This is a genomic window from Pantoea rodasii, from assembly GCF_002095465.1.
GTDB classification, from domain to species: domain Bacteria; phylum Pseudomonadota; class Gammaproteobacteria; order Enterobacterales; family Enterobacteriaceae; genus Pantoea; species Pantoea rodasii.
Map to the genome: position 1 here is coordinate 109,507 of NZ_MLFP01000001.1, position 16,213 is coordinate 125,719.

10 protein-coding genes and 3 pseudogenes are annotated in these 16,213 nt (G+C 55.9%); 8 read left to right on the forward strand and 5 right to left on the reverse strand.

Annotated elements, in window-relative coordinates; all coding sequences use genetic code 11:
- Nucleotides 1-215: 215 nt before the first annotated feature.
- A complete protein-coding gene (locus tag HA45_RS00555; protein WP_100703334.1) occupies nucleotides 216-1,187 on the reverse strand; it encodes a TerC family protein in 972 nt (323 codons plus the stop codon).
- Nucleotides 1,188-1,444: 257 nt separating this feature from the next.
- Nucleotides 1,445-2,431, reverse strand: coding sequence for a Gfo/Idh/MocA family protein (locus tag HA45_RS00560; RefSeq protein WP_100703335.1), 987 nt, complete (start codon nucleotides 2,429-2,431; stop codon nucleotides 1,445-1,447).
- A gap of 139 nt (nucleotides 2,432-2,570) precedes the next feature.
- Between HA45_RS00560 and HA45_RS00565 the strand changes: the two are divergent.
- Nucleotides 2,571-4,249 (forward strand): annotated as a pseudogene (locus HA45_RS00565) (chloride channel protein).
- Here HA45_RS00565 and HA45_RS00570 read toward each other — a convergent pair.
- Entirely contained in the window at nucleotides 4,246-4,746 is a 501-nt protein-coding gene (locus tag HA45_RS00570) for a M48 family metallopeptidase (protein WP_100703337.1), read from the reverse strand. The pseudogene HA45_RS00565 and the gene HA45_RS00570 sit on opposite strands and share 4 nt — an antisense overlap.
- Before the next feature lie 80 nt (nucleotides 4,747-4,826).
- Here HA45_RS00570 and rlmG point away from each other — a divergent pair, with 80 nt between their 5' ends.
- Nucleotides 4,827-5,945, forward strand: a complete 1,119-nt coding sequence (rlmG, locus tag HA45_RS00575) for a 23S rRNA (guanine(1835)-N(2))-methyltransferase RlmG (protein ID WP_100703338.1) — start codon at nucleotides 4,827-4,829, stop codon at nucleotides 5,943-5,945.
- Here the strand turns inward: rlmG and HA45_RS00580 are convergent.
- Nucleotides 5,946-7,948 (reverse strand): annotated as a pseudogene (locus HA45_RS00580) (2,4-dienoyl-CoA reductase FMN-binding domain-containing protein).
- Between the two features lie 459 nt (nucleotides 7,949-8,407).
- Here HA45_RS00580 and idnD point away from each other — a divergent pair.
- The 3 genes from idnD to HA45_RS00595 all read left to right on the forward strand — a co-directional run bounded on the left by idnD (nucleotide 8,408) and on the right by HA45_RS00595 (nucleotide 11,612).
- A complete protein-coding gene (gene idnD, locus HA45_RS00585; protein ID WP_100703340.1) occupies nucleotides 8,408-9,439 on the forward strand; it encodes an L-idonate 5-dehydrogenase in 1,032 nt (343 codons plus the stop codon).
- A 9-nt stretch (nucleotides 9,440-9,448) separates the two neighbouring features.
- The gene (gene idnO, locus HA45_RS00590; protein ID WP_100703341.1) at nucleotides 9,449-10,213 is read left to right on the forward strand and encodes a gluconate 5-dehydrogenase; all 765 of its coding nucleotides are present in this window, start codon (nucleotides 9,449-9,451) and stop codon (nucleotides 10,211-10,213) included.
- A 79-nt stretch (nucleotides 10,214-10,292) separates the two neighbouring features.
- Nucleotides 10,293-11,612: a gluconate:H+ symporter gene (locus HA45_RS00595; protein ID WP_100703342.1), complete on the forward strand. Its 1,320-nt coding sequence runs from the start codon at nucleotides 10,293-10,295 to the stop codon at nucleotides 11,610-11,612.
- Nucleotides 11,613-11,643: 31 nt separating this feature from the next.
- Here the strand turns inward: HA45_RS00595 and HA45_RS00600 are convergent, their stop codons facing one another.
- Entirely contained in the window at nucleotides 11,644-12,354 is a 711-nt protein-coding gene (locus tag HA45_RS00600) for a purine nucleoside phosphorylase YfiH/LACC1 family protein (protein WP_100703343.1), read from the reverse strand.
- Nucleotides 12,355-12,463: 109 nt separating this feature from the next.
- Here HA45_RS00600 and HA45_RS00605 point away from each other — a divergent pair, with 109 nt between their 5' ends.
- The 3 genes and pseudogenes from HA45_RS00605 to HA45_RS00615 all read left to right on the forward strand — a co-directional run bounded on the left by HA45_RS00605 (nucleotide 12,464) and on the right by HA45_RS00615 (nucleotide 15,966).
- Nucleotides 12,464-13,273 carry a 5'-nucleotidase, lipoprotein e(P4) family gene (locus tag HA45_RS00605; RefSeq protein WP_100703344.1) on the forward strand — a complete coding sequence of 270 codons (810 nt, stop codon included), beginning with the start codon at nucleotides 12,464-12,466 and terminating at the stop codon, nucleotides 13,271-13,273.
- A gap of 580 nt (nucleotides 13,274-13,853) precedes the next feature.
- Nucleotides 13,854-14,495 carry a carbonic anhydrase gene (locus HA45_RS00610; RefSeq protein ID WP_100703345.1) on the forward strand — a complete coding sequence of 214 codons (642 nt, stop codon included), beginning with the start codon at nucleotides 13,854-13,856 and terminating at the stop codon, nucleotides 14,493-14,495.
- Nucleotides 14,492-15,966: pseudogene (locus HA45_RS00615) on the forward strand (SulP family inorganic anion transporter). The gene HA45_RS00610 and the pseudogene HA45_RS00615 overlap by 4 nt, the downstream one beginning before the upstream one ends.
- Nucleotides 15,967-16,213 lie beyond the last annotated feature (247 nt).

Consider the following 16,213-nt stretch of genomic DNA (forward strand, 5'->3'; position numbering starts at 1 on the left):
TATAGCGGTATGAGTGTTGTGCGCGGTTGCTCCGCGCCTAACGGTTTGCCCGGCGGAGTATAAGGAAAAGTGTTAGTGAAGAAAGAGATAATTCTGTTTGTATGGGCTGGATCGGTTATTTGATCTGCTAACGATGGGAAGTGTGACAGAGCGATGAAAGGTGAAAATTGCAGCTGGCAAAATAATACAGGGGCGACTATCGCCCCTGCAGCAGATTATTGTGAGATGCCTTTCTGGTCGTTTCTGTGGTTAACCCAGGCGTTAATCAGCAGGGTACCGCCCAAAATCACACCCACTACCGTCAACGAGACCGATACCGGAATATGGTAGAACTCGACGATCAGCATCTTGATACCGATAAACACCAGCACAATTGCCAGGCCATATTTCAGCATCGAGAAGCGCTCAGCCACGTTCGCCAGCAAGAAGTACATCGCACGCAAACCGAGAATCGCAAACAGGTTCGAGGTCAGAACGATAAAGGGATCGGTGGTGACCGCGAAGATAGCCGGGATACTGTCAACCGCGAAGATAACATCGCTAAGCTCCACCATGATCAGCACCAGCAGTAACGGCGTGGCAAACAGCACGCCATTTTTGCGGGTGAAGAACTTCTCACCTTCGAGATCATCCGTCATGCGCAAGTGCTTACGCAGCCAGCGCACTACCGGTTTGTCGCCGACCGCCGCGTCATCACCCTCTTTGGCAAACGCCATTTTCAAGCCGGTGAACAGCAGGAAAGCGCCGAACACGTAGAGGATCCAGCTGAACTGCGTCACCAGATAGCTGCCAGCGAAGATCATGATGGTACGCAGTACGATGGCACCCAACACGCCATACACCAGCACGCGACGTTGCAGGTTAGCCGGAATAGCAAAGTAGCTGAACAGCATTAGCCAGACGAAGACGTTATCGACTGCCAGTGCTTTTTCCAGCACGTAGCCGGTGAGGAAGGCAAGGGTTTGCGCGGTGGCGACTTCACGGCCCGCGGTGCCTTCGAGATACCACCAGAACGCGGCGCTGAACAGCAGGGAAACGGAGATCCACACCAGCGACCAAACGGCAGCCTGCTTAAATGACATGGTTTGCGCGCCACGACGCCCCTGTAAGAAGAGATCGATCGCCAGCATGATGAGCACAACAACAGCGAAGCTGCCCCAGAGTAACGGTGTGCCTACAGTGTGCATAGTTGTAATCCTGTCCGGAAAATAAAAAAACGGCTAAGTCAGAAGACGTTAGCCGCTTTGATTAAGCTGCAAGCAAACCTCGCCTTCCGGCAAGGTCTCACTTACAACTCAGAATAGATTCCGGGTTGCCTGACGACCGGATGCGTTTAGCATCGTAATGACGATCAATCAGCTTACAAGTTACTCCCCTTTGCAGCGGCAAACATACGTCCAACGGCGGGCGGTTACAATGGGCTGATTGAAATATTTTGCAATATTTACACTTCAAGCTGGTCCGCAGGGAACACCACGCCGGTCTGGCGGCGGATCTCCGTCAGCAGTTTTGCCGTGATGCGTGAGGCTTCCAGCGCCGGATGTTCAACCTGACGCTGCGCCACTAACTCTGCAAAGGTTTCCGCTTCATACAGCATAGTGTTGATGTGCTGCGGCTGCGTCAGATTCTGGCTTTCACCGCCGCGCGGGATAAAGCGTAGCTGCTGGCACTCAGAGATTTTCTCGATCACCAGTGAACCGGTCTCACCCTGAATTTCGCTCGGGATCAGTGAATCGCTCACCTTGGAATGCAGTAGCGTGACATCAAAATCGCCGTAGCTCAGCACCACCACGCCGTGTGCATCGACGCCGCTGTCCAGCAATGAAGCTTGTGCTTGCACCTGCTGGGGTTCGCCCCATAAGGTCACGGCGGCGGCGAGGCAATAAAAACCAATATCCATGATCGAGCCGTTCGACCAGCGCGGATTAAAGGTGTTGGGATTTTCGCCGTCGAGATAACGCTGATAGCGTGACGAATATTGGCAGTAGTTAATCAAGGCTTTACGCAGCTTACCAAGTTGCGGCAGGGTGTTATGCAGTTGCAAGAACGTCGGCAGGCTGGCAGTTTTAAACGCTTCAAACAGCACCACCTGATGCTGGCGCGCGCAGGCGATCATCGCCTCGGCCTCACGCAGGTTTGATGCCATCGGCTTTTCGCAAATCACGTGCTTGCCGTGCGACATAAAATGTATCGCCTGCTCGCTGTGCAGCGCATTCGGACTGGCGATATACACCGCATCAATCTCCGGGCTGGCCGCCAGATCGTCGAGGGAGGTGAAAGTGCGTTTGCAGGGATAATCGGCGATAAACGCATCTGCCTGCGCTTGCTGACGCGAATAGACGCCGCTAAGTTTCATTTTGCCGGTCTCATGCGCGGCATCAATAAACTGGCGGGTTATCCAGTTGGTTCCCACAATGGCAAAACGAATCACGGGCTTGTTCTCCTGCAACAGTAAAACGGCAGAGTAGCATGTTCAGCAGGTCGTTCGGCAGACGAAATTTGATCCTGCGATCCGCATTCCAATATGATGATGCAGCACATTTTTTTAACCAGCTAGCGGGGACGCGCGGGTGAGTGGAAGTAAACATGCTTTGAACTGGACCACACTACTGATCGCGATTCCCGTGGGATGCGTCGCGTCGCTGGTGACCTTAGCGTTCCGCGGCGTCATCGATCTGATTAACCGCCTGCTGTTCAACAGCGACAGCGAAATTACCGTGGCGATGCACGTCTGGCCGTGGATCTTCTGGCCGCTGCTGGTGGGCGCGGGTGGTGTGCTGGCGGGCTGGTTCCTGCGTTTCGCTGTAGATATTGAGAAGCAAGAGACGGTGAAAACCGACTATCTCGAAGTGATCAACGCGCGACTGGATGCGGTGCCGACTAAACCTCGCTGTTCCGCGCGCTCTCCTCGATTGCCAGTATTGGCAGCGGTGCCTCAATCGGTAAAGAAGGCCCGATGGTGCAACTCTCCGCGCTGAGCGGCAGCCTGATGGGCCGCTGGTTCCCGCAGATGCGTAACAGCGATATTGTCGCCATGGCCGCCGCCGCCGGGCTCTCTTCGGTGTATCACGCGCCGCTGGCCTCGGCGATTTTTGTCGCTGAAATTGCCTTTGGTATTTCGGCGCTGCAACGGCTGATCCCGCTGATTGTTGCCTCGGCGGTAGCGGTAATGACCATGTGGTCACTGGGTTTTCGCAGCGCGCTCTATCCGCTCTCCGAAGCCTTGTTCCAGATGGATATCAGCAGCTTACTCATGACCATATTGATTGGCGTGGTGGCCGGTTTTGCCGGTTGGTTGTTGATCAAGTTGATTGCCCGCAGCAAAACGCTGTTTGGCCGTGTTAAGTCACTGCCTGCGCGCCTTGGCCTCGGTGGTTTGGCCGTGGGCTTTCTCGCGTTGATCTCCACCGATATTTTGGGTAACGGCTACGAAGTGATCGTGAAAATCATCGATGGCCACTACATGTTGGCAGGCTTGGTGGGGTTGCTGGTGTTGAAAACGCTGGCGACCACGCTGTCGGTGGGATCGAACGCGGTGGGCGGTCTGTTTACCCCTTCGCTGCTGATTGGCGCGTTGCTCGGCGTGGCGCTGGCGCAGATTGGCGTGGTGCTGCATTTGCCGGTCGGCAATACTTTATTATACGCAGCGGTTGGCATGGCGGCGGTGCTGGCAGCGGTGAGTCAGGCACCGTTGATGGCGATGCTGATGGTGCTGGAAATGACGCTCAACAGTAGCCTGCTATTCCCGATCATGATCGCCTCAGTGCTGGCCTCGATGGTGGTATATCGTCTGCAATCCACCAGTACCTATCCGGTGGTGAGCAATCACTTTAGCCGCTCGGAAGCCAAATTCGATTTCGATAACATGCGAGTAGATCAGCTGATCATTCCCGGTGCCGCATTGCAGCCTGAAGAGTCGGTCGGCCAGGCGCTGGCAGTGAGTTCGCTTAAGCGCGAGCGCTATGTGTATGTGATCAACGAGGCAGGGCAGTTTCTCGGCGTGGTGTCGATTCACGACATATCGCGCAAGGTGCTGTCACAGGAAATCACCCTGGATTCGCCGGTCAGCAGCGTGATGGATGACAACTTCCCGTGCATTTATCAGAACCAGAGTATGCGAGAAGGCTGGGAAGCCTTTGCCCGCGTGACGCTGGAGCGCTTGCCAGTGCTGAACAATCCACAAGAACGCCGCTTTATGGGCGCCTTGACCAAAACCAGTTTGATTCAGAAGGCGCAGGAGTTTCTTTAAGCCGCGTTACCGCGCATCGCCTGATCCGTCATCCACAGACGCGCATCGAACTCCAGCTGGTGGTAATCCGGCTCCATATGGCAGCAAAGCTGGTAAAACGCTTTGTCGTGATCCTTCTCTTTCAAATGCGCCAGTTCGTGCACCACGATCATGCGCAGGAACGGTTCCGGTGCCAGACGGAAAAAGGTGGAGATGCGAATCTCGGCTTTGGCTTTGAGATTGCCACCCTGCACGCGCGAAATGGCGGTGTGCAGGCCAAGCGCATGTTTCATCACCTTGATTTTATTATCCCAAATCACTTTGCTCACGGGCGGCGCGCTGCGCATATAGCGGCTTTTCATCGCCTGCGTGTAGTCGTAAAGCGCGCGGTCACTGACAACATCGTGCGTGTCGGGATAGCGCTCCTGCAAGAAGCTGCCTAATCGCTGATTATCAATCAGCAACTGCACCTGTTCGAGGATGTTTTCAGGGTAACCCTGCAAATAGATTAATGACATTGGGATTCCCGACGAAAGACAGTATACTGCGCCCCCTTTTAGGGCGAAAATCGCGCAAAGTGTACCACGCCGGAGATTCCATGAGCCAACTTGAACTGACCAATCGCACGCTGACATTGCAGCGCTTCCCGCCTATGCGTGAAGAAAGCCCGTTACAGGCGTGGGATTCCGCCGATGAATATCTGTTGCAGCAAGAACTGCCAGAAGGACCGGTGCTGGTGTTCAACGACAGCTTTGGTGCGTTGACCTGCGGACTGAACGGCCGTGAAGTGTGGCACGTCAGTGATTCGCTGCTGAGCGAGCAGGCGGCAAAACAGAACCTGCGTCTCAATGAGATGGATGAAGATCAGGTGCACTTTATTGATAGCCTTGCGCCACTGCCTGCTGCGCCGGCGGTTGTGCTGATTAAGATCCCGAAAGCGCTGGCCCTGCTGGAACACCAGCTGCGCGCGCTGCGTAAAGTGGTGACGGCAGATACGCTGATCCTCGGCGCGGCCAAAGCCAAAGACATTCACAACTCCACGCAGCAGCTGTTTGATCGCATTCTCGGTGAGAGCAAAACCTCGCTGGCGTGGAAAAAAGCTCGCCTGATTTATTGCAACTTCACGGCACCCGCACTGCCCGACGCGCCTGAAACCACCGTGTGGCCGTTGGACACCACTGATTATCAGATCCACAACCATGCCAACGTGTTCTCACGCGGATCGCTGGATGTGGGCGCGCGCTTCTTTTTGGATCATCTGCCGTTTGATATCGAAGGTGAAATCCTCGATCTCGGTTGCGGCAACGGTGTGGTTGGTTTGATGGCGCTGGAGCAGAACCCGCAGGCGGACGTGCTGTTCTATGACGAATCTTACATGGCCGTGGCATCCAGCCAGCTAAATATTGAAGTGAACCGCCCGCAAGATCTGGCGCGCTGCCAGTTCCGCGTTAATAACGTGCTGAGTGGCTTCCCGTCGGATCGTCTGCACGCGGTGCTGTGCAACCCGCCGTTCCATCAGCAGCACGCGGTGACCGATCATCTGGCCTGGCAAATGCTGCGCGATGCCAAACGTTGCCTGCAGTATGGCGGCGAGCTGCGCATTGTCGGCAACCGCCACCTCGGTTATCACGTCAAAATGAAAAAGCTGTTTGGCAACTGTGAGCTGGTGGGCTCGAACGCCAAATTCGTGGTGTTGCGCTCAGTCAAACTGCGTTAATCACACGCTGAGCGCCAGCTCAGTGGCCTGTGCGATGGCGCGGCGAGCATCCAGCTCCTGCGCCACATCGGCTCCACCAATTATTTTTACCGCTTTGCCACGTGCGGCCAGCTCATCTGCCAGTTGACGCAGCGGTTCCTGCCCGGCACAAATCACCACGTTATCCACTGCCAGCGTGACCGCGTCGCCCTGATGGCGCAGGTGTAATCCGTGATCATCAATCTTCAGATACTCAACGTCGCCCCACATCTGCACACCGTGTGCCTGCAAACTGGCGCGATGAATCCAGCCGGTGGTTTTCGCCAGTCCGGCTCCGGGTTTGCCCGATTTACGCTGTAACAGCCAGATTTGCCGATCCGCTGCCAGCGGCTGTGGACGCACTAATCCGCCACGCGCCTGTAAGCTATGATCGATCCCCCAGCTTTGATAGAAATCTTCGTGCGCGTTTTGATGCAGCAAAAACTCGGCGGTATCAAAGCCAATGCCGCCCGCACCGATAATGGCCACGCGCTGGCCGACCGGCTTTTTATCGCGGATCACATCGAGATAGTTGAGTACGCTGGAATGGTCGATGCCAGGAATCGACAGCTGACGCGGCGAAATCCCGGTGGCGATCACCACTTCATCCACACTTTCCAACTCGTTAGCGCTCACGCGATGCTGGGTGCGAATCGCCACGCCAGCCGCTGCCAGCTGATGGCGGAAGTAGCGCAGCGTCTCGCTAAACTCCTCTTTACCGGGGATCTGACGGGCGATATTAAACTGGCCGCCAATCTCTGCGTCCGCTTCATACAATGTGACCTGATGGCCGCGCTGCGCCGCCTGTAGCGCAAACGCCATGCCCGCCGGACCGGCACCGACCACCGCAATCTGTTTAGGCTGTTCAGCAGGGATAACCGGCATCAGGGTTTCGTGGCAGGCACGAGGATTCACCAGACATGAGGTGACTTTGCCGACAAAGATCTGATCGAGGCAAGCCTGATTACAGGCGATGCAGGTGTTGATGGCATCCGGCTGCCCGGTTTGTGCTTTGCGTACGAAGGCGGCATCGGCAAGAAACGGACGCGCCATTGACACCATATCGGCAATGCCATCACGCAGCAGCGATTCCGCCACCTGCGGATGGTTGATACGGTTAGTGGCAATAACGGGGACCGACACTGCTTCGCGCAGATGCTGCGTCACCCAGGCAAAACCGGCACGCGGCACGCAGGTGGCGATGGTGGGAATGCGCGCTTCGTGCCAGCCAATGCCGCTGTTGAACAAGGTCACGCCGCGCTGCTCCAGCGCCTTTGCCAGCGTCAGCGTCTCTTCCAGCGAGCTGCCGTTGTTGACCAGATCGAGCATCGACAAGCGGAAGATGATAATGAATTCCGGGCCCACCGCTTCGCGCACCGCCTGCGTGACCTCCAACGCAAAACGTCGACGGCGCTGCACATCGCCGCCCCATTGATCGTCGCGGTGATTGGTGTGCGCCACCAAAATTGATTAATCAGATAGCCTTCAGATCCCATGATCTCGACGCCGTCATAACCGGCCTGCTGGGCTAATTGGGCGCAGTGCGCAAAGTCAGCAATAGTCTGGCGAATCTCGGCATCGCTGAGTTCGCGCGGTGTGAGTGGGTTAATCGGAGCCTGCAATGCCGACGGCGCCACCAGATCGCGCTGATAGCTGTAGCGCCCGGCATGCAAAATTTGCAGCGCGATTTTGCCGCCCTCGGCATGCACCGCATCAGTGAGTGTTCGATGCCAATCGCCCTGGCTTTCATGATTGAGGATCGCGCCGCCGTGCGCCACCACGCCCTGAGGATTAGGTGCAATGCCGCCCGTGACAATCAGTGCCACGCCTTCCCGCGCACGCTCGGCATAAAACGCCGCTAAACGTGCGGCGCCATCGATATGTTCTTCCAGCCCAGTGTGCATCGAGCCCATCAGAAAACGGTTTTTCAGTTGGGTAAATCCCAGATCCAGCGGGGCAAACAGGTGGGCGTAATGCTCAGTCATGAACACAGTCTCGGAAAGTGGTCGGATGAGTCAACTTTAGCGGGAAATGGATGGGATGGAAATTCGCGGTGTTCAGGCTGTGAGAAACCTCAAAAAAGCAGGGTGACAGGTCGCTAGCGAAAGGTTCGGACTCCTTCGCCAGGCACGGGAAGAAACCTGTGCACCCTGAAACAGTGTGAAGATGAGGGCTAATGGATTAGCTCTATAGTTATGACTCCTGTCAGACTCAATCCCGGGTGAGGGTGTGGCGATAATGGCATAGCTCAAACCCCGATTTCCCCAAGAACGGTCTTGGTTTTTCCCAGCAAACAGTGATCCCGCTTCCATCTTCTGTACGAGCAGTTCACGTTCCAGGTAACAGCTATTTCGTAACATGATTTAGAGTGATCTGGTTCACAGTTTTCAGCGTCCGATCCCGCTTTGATAGCCCCCATTGCAACAGCAACAAATGGGGAAACCATGAATATCGAAACGCAATCCTGCGTGATTACCGGGAAAAAACAGGTCAGCGTCGCCCAGCAACAGGTGAAGTGGGACGGCAAAGGCACGCTGGTGCGGATTACGCGCGGCGGCATTTGCGGATCTGACCTGCATTACTATCAGGAAGGTAAAGTCGGCAGCTTTGAAGTCAAAATGCCGATGATCCTCGGCCACGAGGTGATTGGCCATGTGGTGGAGAGTGATAATCCTGAGCTGAAGGCCGACCAGAAAGTGGCGGTCAATCCTTCCAAGCCGTGCGGCGAGTGCAAATACTGCCAGCGCGATCAGGAAAACCAGTGCACCTCAATGCGCTTCTTCGGCAGCGCCATGTATGTGCCGCACGTCGACGGCGGCTTCACCCAATACAAAGTGGTGGCCAGTAAACAGTGCGTGCCATTCCCACAGGACGCCGATGAAACCGTGATGGTGTTCGCCGAGCCGCTGGCCGTATGTATTCACGCTACCCATCAGGCAGGCGATCTCACCGGCAAGCACGTGTTCATTTCCGGCGTCGGTCCGATCGGCTGTTTGATTGCCGCCGCCGCCAAAGCACGCGGTGCCGCATCCGTGGTGTGCAGCGATATCAGCGAGCGTTCGCTGGAGATGGCGCAGCAGATGGGCGCGACTGATGTGATCCATGCCGCTGAAGGCGATTTCGCACCGTATCTGGCCGACAAAGGCTATTTCGATGTCGCGTTTGAAGCTTCTGGCCATCCTTCCTCGCTGCAGCGCTGCCTCGATGTGGTGTGCGCCAAAGGCACGCTGGTGCAGGTTGGCATGGGCGGCACCATCCCGAACTTCCCGATCATGGCGTTGATCGCCAAAGAGATTCAGCTGGTCGGTTCCTTCCGTTTCACCCATGAATTCAATACCGCCGTTGAGTGGCTGGCGAACGGCGTGGTCGATCCGCTGCCGCTGTTCAGCGGTGAATATGCTTTGCAGGACATCGACGCGGCCTTGCAGTTTGCCGGCGATAAAACCCGTGCGGCGAAAGTCCAGTTAACCTTTTAAGGAGCAGTGATGAGTCAGTTATTTTCCCTCGAAGGCAAGCGTGTATTACTCACCGGTTCGGCGCGCGGCATTGGTTTTCTGCTGGCGCGTGGCCTGGGTGAAGCCGGTGCGGAAGTGATCGTCAACGCCACCACGGAACAGGGTGCAGAGCAGGGCGCGGCGAAACTGCGCGAGCTGGGCCTGCGCGCGCATGCCAAAGCCTTTGATGTGACACAGTCTGCGCAGGTGCAGCAGGCGGTGGATGAGATCGAAGCCGAATGGGGCCCGATTGATATTCTGGTCAACAACGCCGGGATCCAGCGCCGCCGTCCGTTCCTCGAATTTCCGGAGCAGGACTGGAATGACGTGATTGCCGTCAACCAGACCGCGGTGTTCCTGGTGTCACAAACCGTGGCGAAAAAGATGGTCGAGCGCCAGCGCGGCAAAATCATCAACATTGGCTCGATGCAGAGCGAGCTGGGTCGCGACACCATCACGCCGTACGCCGCTTCCAAGGGCGCAGTGACCATGCTGACGCGCGGCATGTGCGTCGAGCTGGCGCGCCATAACATCCAGGTCAACGCTATCGCACCGGGCTACTTCGTCACGGAGATGACCCAGGCGCTGGCCGACGATCCGGCCTTCACCGGCTGGCTCACCAAACGCACGCCTGCCGCCCGCTGGGGTAAACCTGAAGAGCTGATTGGCGCGGCCGTGTTCCTCGCGTCAGGCGCTTCGAATTTCGTGAATGGCCACTTGTTGTTTGTTGATGGCGGTATGCGCGTCGCCGTGTAATGCCATGGCGCGGCTGGCTTTATTGCCTGGCCGCGCCTAAACCTTAATCACCCCTCTGTATTCCTAAGGATAATAAAAAATGCCAATAACCATTATTGTGCTGGGTGTGATACTGCTGCTGGTATTGATGATTGTGTTTAAGGTCAACGGCTTCATTGCGTTGGTGTTTGTCTCGGCGGTGGTGGGTATCGCTGAAGGGATGACGCCGCTCAACGTGATGGCCTCGATCCAGAAAGGTATCGGTTCGACGCTCGGCGGATTAGCGATGATCCTCGGCTTCGGTGCCATGCTCGGGCGATTAGTTTCGGACACCGGCGCGGCACAACGCGTCGCCACCACGCTGATTGCCGCTTTTGGTAAAGAGCGGCTGCAATGGGCGCTGGTGGTCACCGGATTGATCGTCGGTCTGGCGATGTTCTATGAAGTGGGCTTCGTGCTGCTGCTGCCGCTGGTGTTCACCATCGTGGCTGCTGCCGGTTTGCCGCTGCTGTACGTCGGCGTGCCGATGGTGGCTGCGCTCTCCGTGACGCACTGCTTCCTGCCGCCGCACCCTGGCCCAACCGCGATCGCCACCATCTTTGGCGCGAACCTCGGTACCACGCTGCTGTACGGCATGATCATCACCATTCCGACAGTGATTGTGGCGGGTCCAATCTTCTCGAAATTCCTTAAGAGCTTTGAGAAGTCGCCGCCAGAAGGTTTGTACAATCCAAAAATCTTCACTGAAGAAGAGATGCCAGGCTTCGGTATCAGCATATTTGCGGCGGTGATTCCGGTGGTGCTGATGGCGATTGCGGCAGTGTTTGAGCTGACCACGCCAAAAGAGAACCCGCTGCGCCAGTTCTTTGAGTTCATCGGTAACCCGGCCGTGGCGCTGTTTATTGCCGTGGTGATCGCGGTGCTGACGCTGGGACTGCGTAACGGCCGTAAGATGGAAGACGTGATGGATATGTGCGGTGACTCGATTGCCGCCATCGCCATGATCGTCTTTATCATTGCCGGCGGTGGTGCGTTCAAGCAGGTGCTGGTGGACAGTGGTGTCGGCAACTATATCGCTGACATGATGAAAGGATCGTCGCTGTCTCCGCTGCTAATGTGCTGGACGGTGGCGGCGATGCTGCGTATCGCGCTGGGATCGGCCACGGTTGCGGCGATCACCACCGCCGGGATCGTCACCCCGATCATCGCAGTCACCCATGCCGATCCGGCGCTGATGGTGCTGGCAGTGGGCGCGGGCAGTGTGATCGCTTCGCACGTCAACGATCCGGGCTTCTGGCTGTTTAAGGGCTACTTCAACCTGAGCGTGGTGGAAACCCTGAAAACCTGGACGGTGATGGAGACGTTGATCTCCATCCTCGGTCTGGCGGGTGTGCTGGCGCTTAACGCCATCATTCACTGATGCAACAGGCTGCACAAGGATGTGCAGCCACTCAATCGCGGCAACGAATCCACGAAAAACGGGACTGGTAACCGCTGTCAAAATGGGTGTTGTAGCGATAGCTCGATCCCGACTCCGCCATGCAATAAGTGCAGACGTTCAGCACCTCAATATGTTCCGCCAGAATGCCGCGCTGTAACAGTAACCCGCGCGCCAGATGCGGCAAATCAAACCAAATCCCCTGATGATGCGCGTGCGCCTGCGGACGAATCGCCGCGCTATTGTGCGGTTGCTGGCTTGCCCACTGCAGCGCAGGCAAATCTGTGCGCTGCTGCATCTGCGCCACTAAATCTTTGCCTAGCTCATAGCAGCACGGACCAATTGCCGGGCCGATGGCGACCTGCAGCGTTTCTGTGCTGGCACCGCGCGCCAGCAGCGCATCAATGGCACTGTTCAGTATTCCGCTTAACGTGCCCTTCAAACCCGCATGCACCGCAGCCACTTGATGTTGCTGGCTGTCGGCAAACAGCACCGGTAAGCAATCTGCGGTGTATATCGCAACCGGCAACTGGTTTTCCCCGATCACGCCATCGGACTCACAGCTTTTCGGCGGCAGGTTTTGTGTTGCCAGTACCACCTGGGCGCTATGACGCTGCTGGCCATAGGCGGCATCTGCTGGCACCGGTTGGCCCGCAGGCTGGAAGGCATAATCGAGCCACGGCAGGGCATCAAGCAGAGTTGAACGCGGTCCGGCATGTGACATAAGTGTCTCCTTTGACAGGGCGGCAGCTTTCTTCTGCCCACAGCTTACGTTAACTGCTACATTTTTAAAGCTTTACACAAACTGACCATAATCACTTAAGGATGATCTGATGAAAAACACCTCTTTGCTGGCGGCGTCCGGCATTCTTGCGCTGCTGCTGACGGGATGCGCGCAACCGGCCAAACAGCAGGCGCAGCAGCAGCTCGGCCAGCAATCGGTATTGGCAGTGAACTGGTTCCAGCAGTCCGGTGAATATCAGGCGTTGAGCTGGCAGGCGTTTAACAGTGCGCGCATGGCGTTTGATGCGGCACCGTCGCTGGTGGGCAAGCCGAAAGCGGTGATCGTCGATCTCGACGAAACCATGATCGATAACAGCGCCTACAGCGCATGGCAGGCGAAAAACGGCCAGCCGTTCTCCGGTAAAACCTGGTCCGCCTGGACTCAGGCGCGTCAGGCCACCGCCGTGCCGGGTGCGGTTGAGTTCGCTCACTACGTCAACAGCCACGGCGGCACCATGTTCTATGTCTCGAACCGCGACCAGAAGGATTTCACCGCCACGGTGGAGAATCTCAACAAGCTGGGCTTCAGCGGCGTGAGCGATAAAACCGTGCGTCTCAGCACCGGTAACTCCAATAAACAGGAGCGCTTCGATGCGATTAAAAACGCCGGCTACAACGTGGTGTTGTACGTGGGCGATAACCTGAATGATTTTGGCGGCGGGACCTGGCATCAGGGTAATGCCCAGCGCCAGCAGTTTGTCAGCCTCAATCATCAGCGCTTTGGTACGCAATTTATCGTGCTGCCAAACCCGCTGTACGGTGACTGGGAAAGCGGCATGGCGGAAAACTACAACAAATTGACGCCGGAACAGCAGCTTCAGGTGCGTGAAGCGCGTTTAAAAGCGTGGAACGGTAAATAATTCGTCAAGCGAATTAGCGCCTGTATTCGCAGGCGCTTCATTCCTGCTTCAGGGCCAGTGATATTTACTTTTCTCCGTCATTATTATTCTCCTTATTATTTTCCTGATCTCTTGCTTAATTGTAGGTGAGTGATAGGCGGAAAATATCGTCATTCTGCTATTTATCCAGTGAATCATTCCATTCATAAATTTTTTAATTAAGAATTTTCTCAGCTCAAAAGGTTTGTTTCACCATACCAGTGCAAAGGCATAATGCGAGTGCATGTATAGTTTTGTCGTTTCATTTGAAATGAATAATATTATATTAATACCAACTGATTGATTTTAATTCATAATTATTGATTTTAATTTAATGTGGACGCTTGCGTTAAATTACGTTTAGCCGACATTTCCTGACGTTTATTTTACAGAGCGTGGGGTTTTGTAGGGCGAGGAAATATTCATTGTGCAACCACAAGCATAAGCAGCTATAAACAATTTATGTGAGGAAGCGCTGCTTTCATCCTCCATCGATCGTCTTAGCGGCCTTTTAAACCCTGTGACTTAGCCTGAAAGCGATATTTCTGGACGTAGAGAGAAGATAATTGTGACGACACTTAAACCCTTATTAGCGAAAAATCGCAGTTGGGCATTACAGCGCCGCGAGCGTAATCCAGATTATTTCGAACAATATCTGCATCAACAAAAACCGCATTCGTTGTGGATTGGCTGTTCCGATAGCCGTGTACCTGCGGAAGTGCTGACCGGCTCGCATCCCGGCGAACTGTTCGTGCATCGCAACATCGCCAATATGGTGGTGCCCGATGACGACAACCTGATGAGCGTGCTGCAATACGCGATTTTCTACCTCGGCGTGGAGCGCATTGTCCTGTGCGGCCACTACGGCTGCGGCGGCGTGCAGGCTGCGCTGGGTTTGCCTGCCAGCCCGCTGGCAAAAGAGGATTCGGCGCTGGCAAGACGCATCGCCGCGTTGCGCAGTGGCCTGCAACAAGGTCTGGTGGAGTATCACGCCAGCAGCGCTGAGGAAGAGGAGAGCAGCCGGCTCAACCGTTTAGTCGAGGCCAACGTCATCGCCCAGTTTGCCCAGTTGGTGGCAAGCGAGCCGGTGCGGCAGGCCTGGCAAATCAATCAGACGCTGGATGTGTTTGGCTGCGTGTATGACCTGCAGTCGGGACATCTCAAAGAGCTTACTCAGCAATCTGCAGAGGAATCGGTACCATGAATCTGAATACGCTGCGTCAGGATATTCCCGCCGGTCTGGTGGTGTTTTTGGTGGCGTTGCCGCTGTGTCTCGGCATTGCGCAGGCCAGCGGTTTGCCGCCGTTTGCCGGATTGCTCACCGGGGTGATCGGTGGCTTGCTGGTCACGTCACTGAGTCCCTCGCGTTTTGCGGTCAGCGGCCCGGCGGCAGGTCTGGTGACCATTGTGGTGGCCTCGATCCAGACGCTCGGCAGCTTCTCGGCTTTCCTTACTGCGCTGATATTGGCGGGCGTATTGCAGTGCCTGCTTGGCTTGCTGCGTGCCGGTCGCTTTATCTCGCTGGTGCCGGGCAGCGTGATTAAAGGGATGCTGGCGGCGATTGGTATTTTGCTGATTATGCAGCAGATCCCGGTGGCCTTCGGTGCCGCAGGCGATGCCGAACTGCTGTCGCTGGTGAATGGCGAGTTTCAATTTTCGCTGAGTGCGATGCTGGTGGCGGGAATCGGTCTGCTGATTCTCTGGCTGTGGACCACGCCCATGGTGAAGTCGGTCAAGCTGCTTGGCTGGATCCCGGGTCCGCTGGTGGCCGTGTTATTCGGCTGCATGGCGACGGTATTTGGCGATCGTTTGTTCCCGAGTCTGGCGGAAGGGCTGCCGCGTATCACGTTGCCGGCTTTTGACAGTATGTCGGCGCTGGTGGCTGAACTGGAAACGCCGGACTGGCTGGCGTGGCAAAATCCTGCCGTCTGGATGGTGGCCGTGACGCTGGCCCTGGTGGCGAGCCTGGAAACGCTGCTCAGCCAGGAAGCGCTGAAAAAACTGCGTCCGCAGCATCCGGCACCTTCACCCAATAAAGAGATGTTCGCGCAGGGCATCGGCAACCTGACCGCCGGTTTCCTCGGTGCGATGCCGATTACGGCGGTGATCGTGCGCAGCTCGGTGAACGTCAGCGTTGGCGCTCAGACCAAACTCTCCATCTTGATCCACGGCGCGCTGTTATTGATTTGCGGTTTGTGGTTCAGCCATCTGCTAAACGCGATTCCACTGGCGAGCCTCGCTGCGGTATTGCTGTATACCGGCTATAAGCTGGCAACGCCGCGCCTGTTCATCGAGCAGTTCCGCATGGGGCCGCAGCAATACGTGCCGTTCCTTGCCACCATCGTCGGCATTATTGTGTTTGGCATGCTGGCGGGGATTGGCATCGGTATCGTTATGCAGATTCTTTACAGCATTTATAAGAGCCATCGCAATGCGCTGCAGCTGACTCGTTACGACGATCATTACGTGTTGCGTTTCCAGCAGAACCTCACCTTTATGCACAACCCTAAACTGCAGGGATTGCTGGCGGAGATCCCGGAAAACAGCACGGTGATTGTCGATCATGATAACGCCGAGTATCTGGATCCGGACGTCAAAGCGGTGCTGCAGGATTTCGGTGAAACGCCCGCGAGCGCGGCATTCGTTTGAGTCAGTGGCCGGTGGCGGTGAGATAGCAATAACACTTTGCTTAAAAACTGGTTTTTAGCGTAAAAATCGGATATCTCGGATATCCGATTTTTTTATTTGCAGGGCATAATTGCAGCAATTCCTGCCTGCATTCGTATACATTGTCGCGACGCTATCGTCATGGCGTCGGTTGAGTGGTGTCCAGCCGCAGAGTAGGATGACGAACACTCGCTTAATTGCCGAATCATCGCACGCTTATTTCAGGTTAAATGCTTGCTGATGCCTGTGGGCAGA

Bases quoted from the DNA above. Each gene is read 5' to 3' on its own strand.
- HA45_RS00600 (WP_100703343.1), bottom strand. From the start codon at position 12,354: ATGTCACATGCCGGACCGCGTTCAACTCTGCTTGATGCCCTGCCGTGG.
- idnO (WP_100703341.1), top strand. From the start codon at position 9,449: ATGAGTCAGTTATTTTCCCTCGAAGGCAAGCGTGTATTACTCACCGGT.
- rlmG (WP_100703338.1), top strand. From the start codon at position 4,827: ATGAGCCAACTTGAACTGACCAATCGCACGCTGACATTGCAGCGCTTC.
- HA45_RS00555 (WP_100703334.1), bottom strand. From the start codon at position 1,187: ATGCACACTGTAGGCACACCGTTACTCTGGGGCAGCTTCGCTGTTGTT.
- HA45_RS00595 (WP_100703342.1), top strand. From the start codon at position 10,293: ATGCCAATAACCATTATTGTGCTGGGTGTGATACTGCTGCTGGTATTG.
- idnD (WP_100703340.1), top strand. From the start codon at position 8,408: ATGAATATCGAAACGCAATCCTGCGTGATTACCGGGAAAAAACAGGTC.
- HA45_RS00605 (WP_100703344.1), top strand. From the start codon at position 12,464: ATGAAAAACACCTCTTTGCTGGCGGCGTCCGGCATTCTTGCGCTGCTG.
- HA45_RS00570 (WP_100703337.1), bottom strand. From the start codon at position 4,746: ATGTCATTAATCTATTTGCAGGGTTACCCTGAAAACATCCTCGAACAG.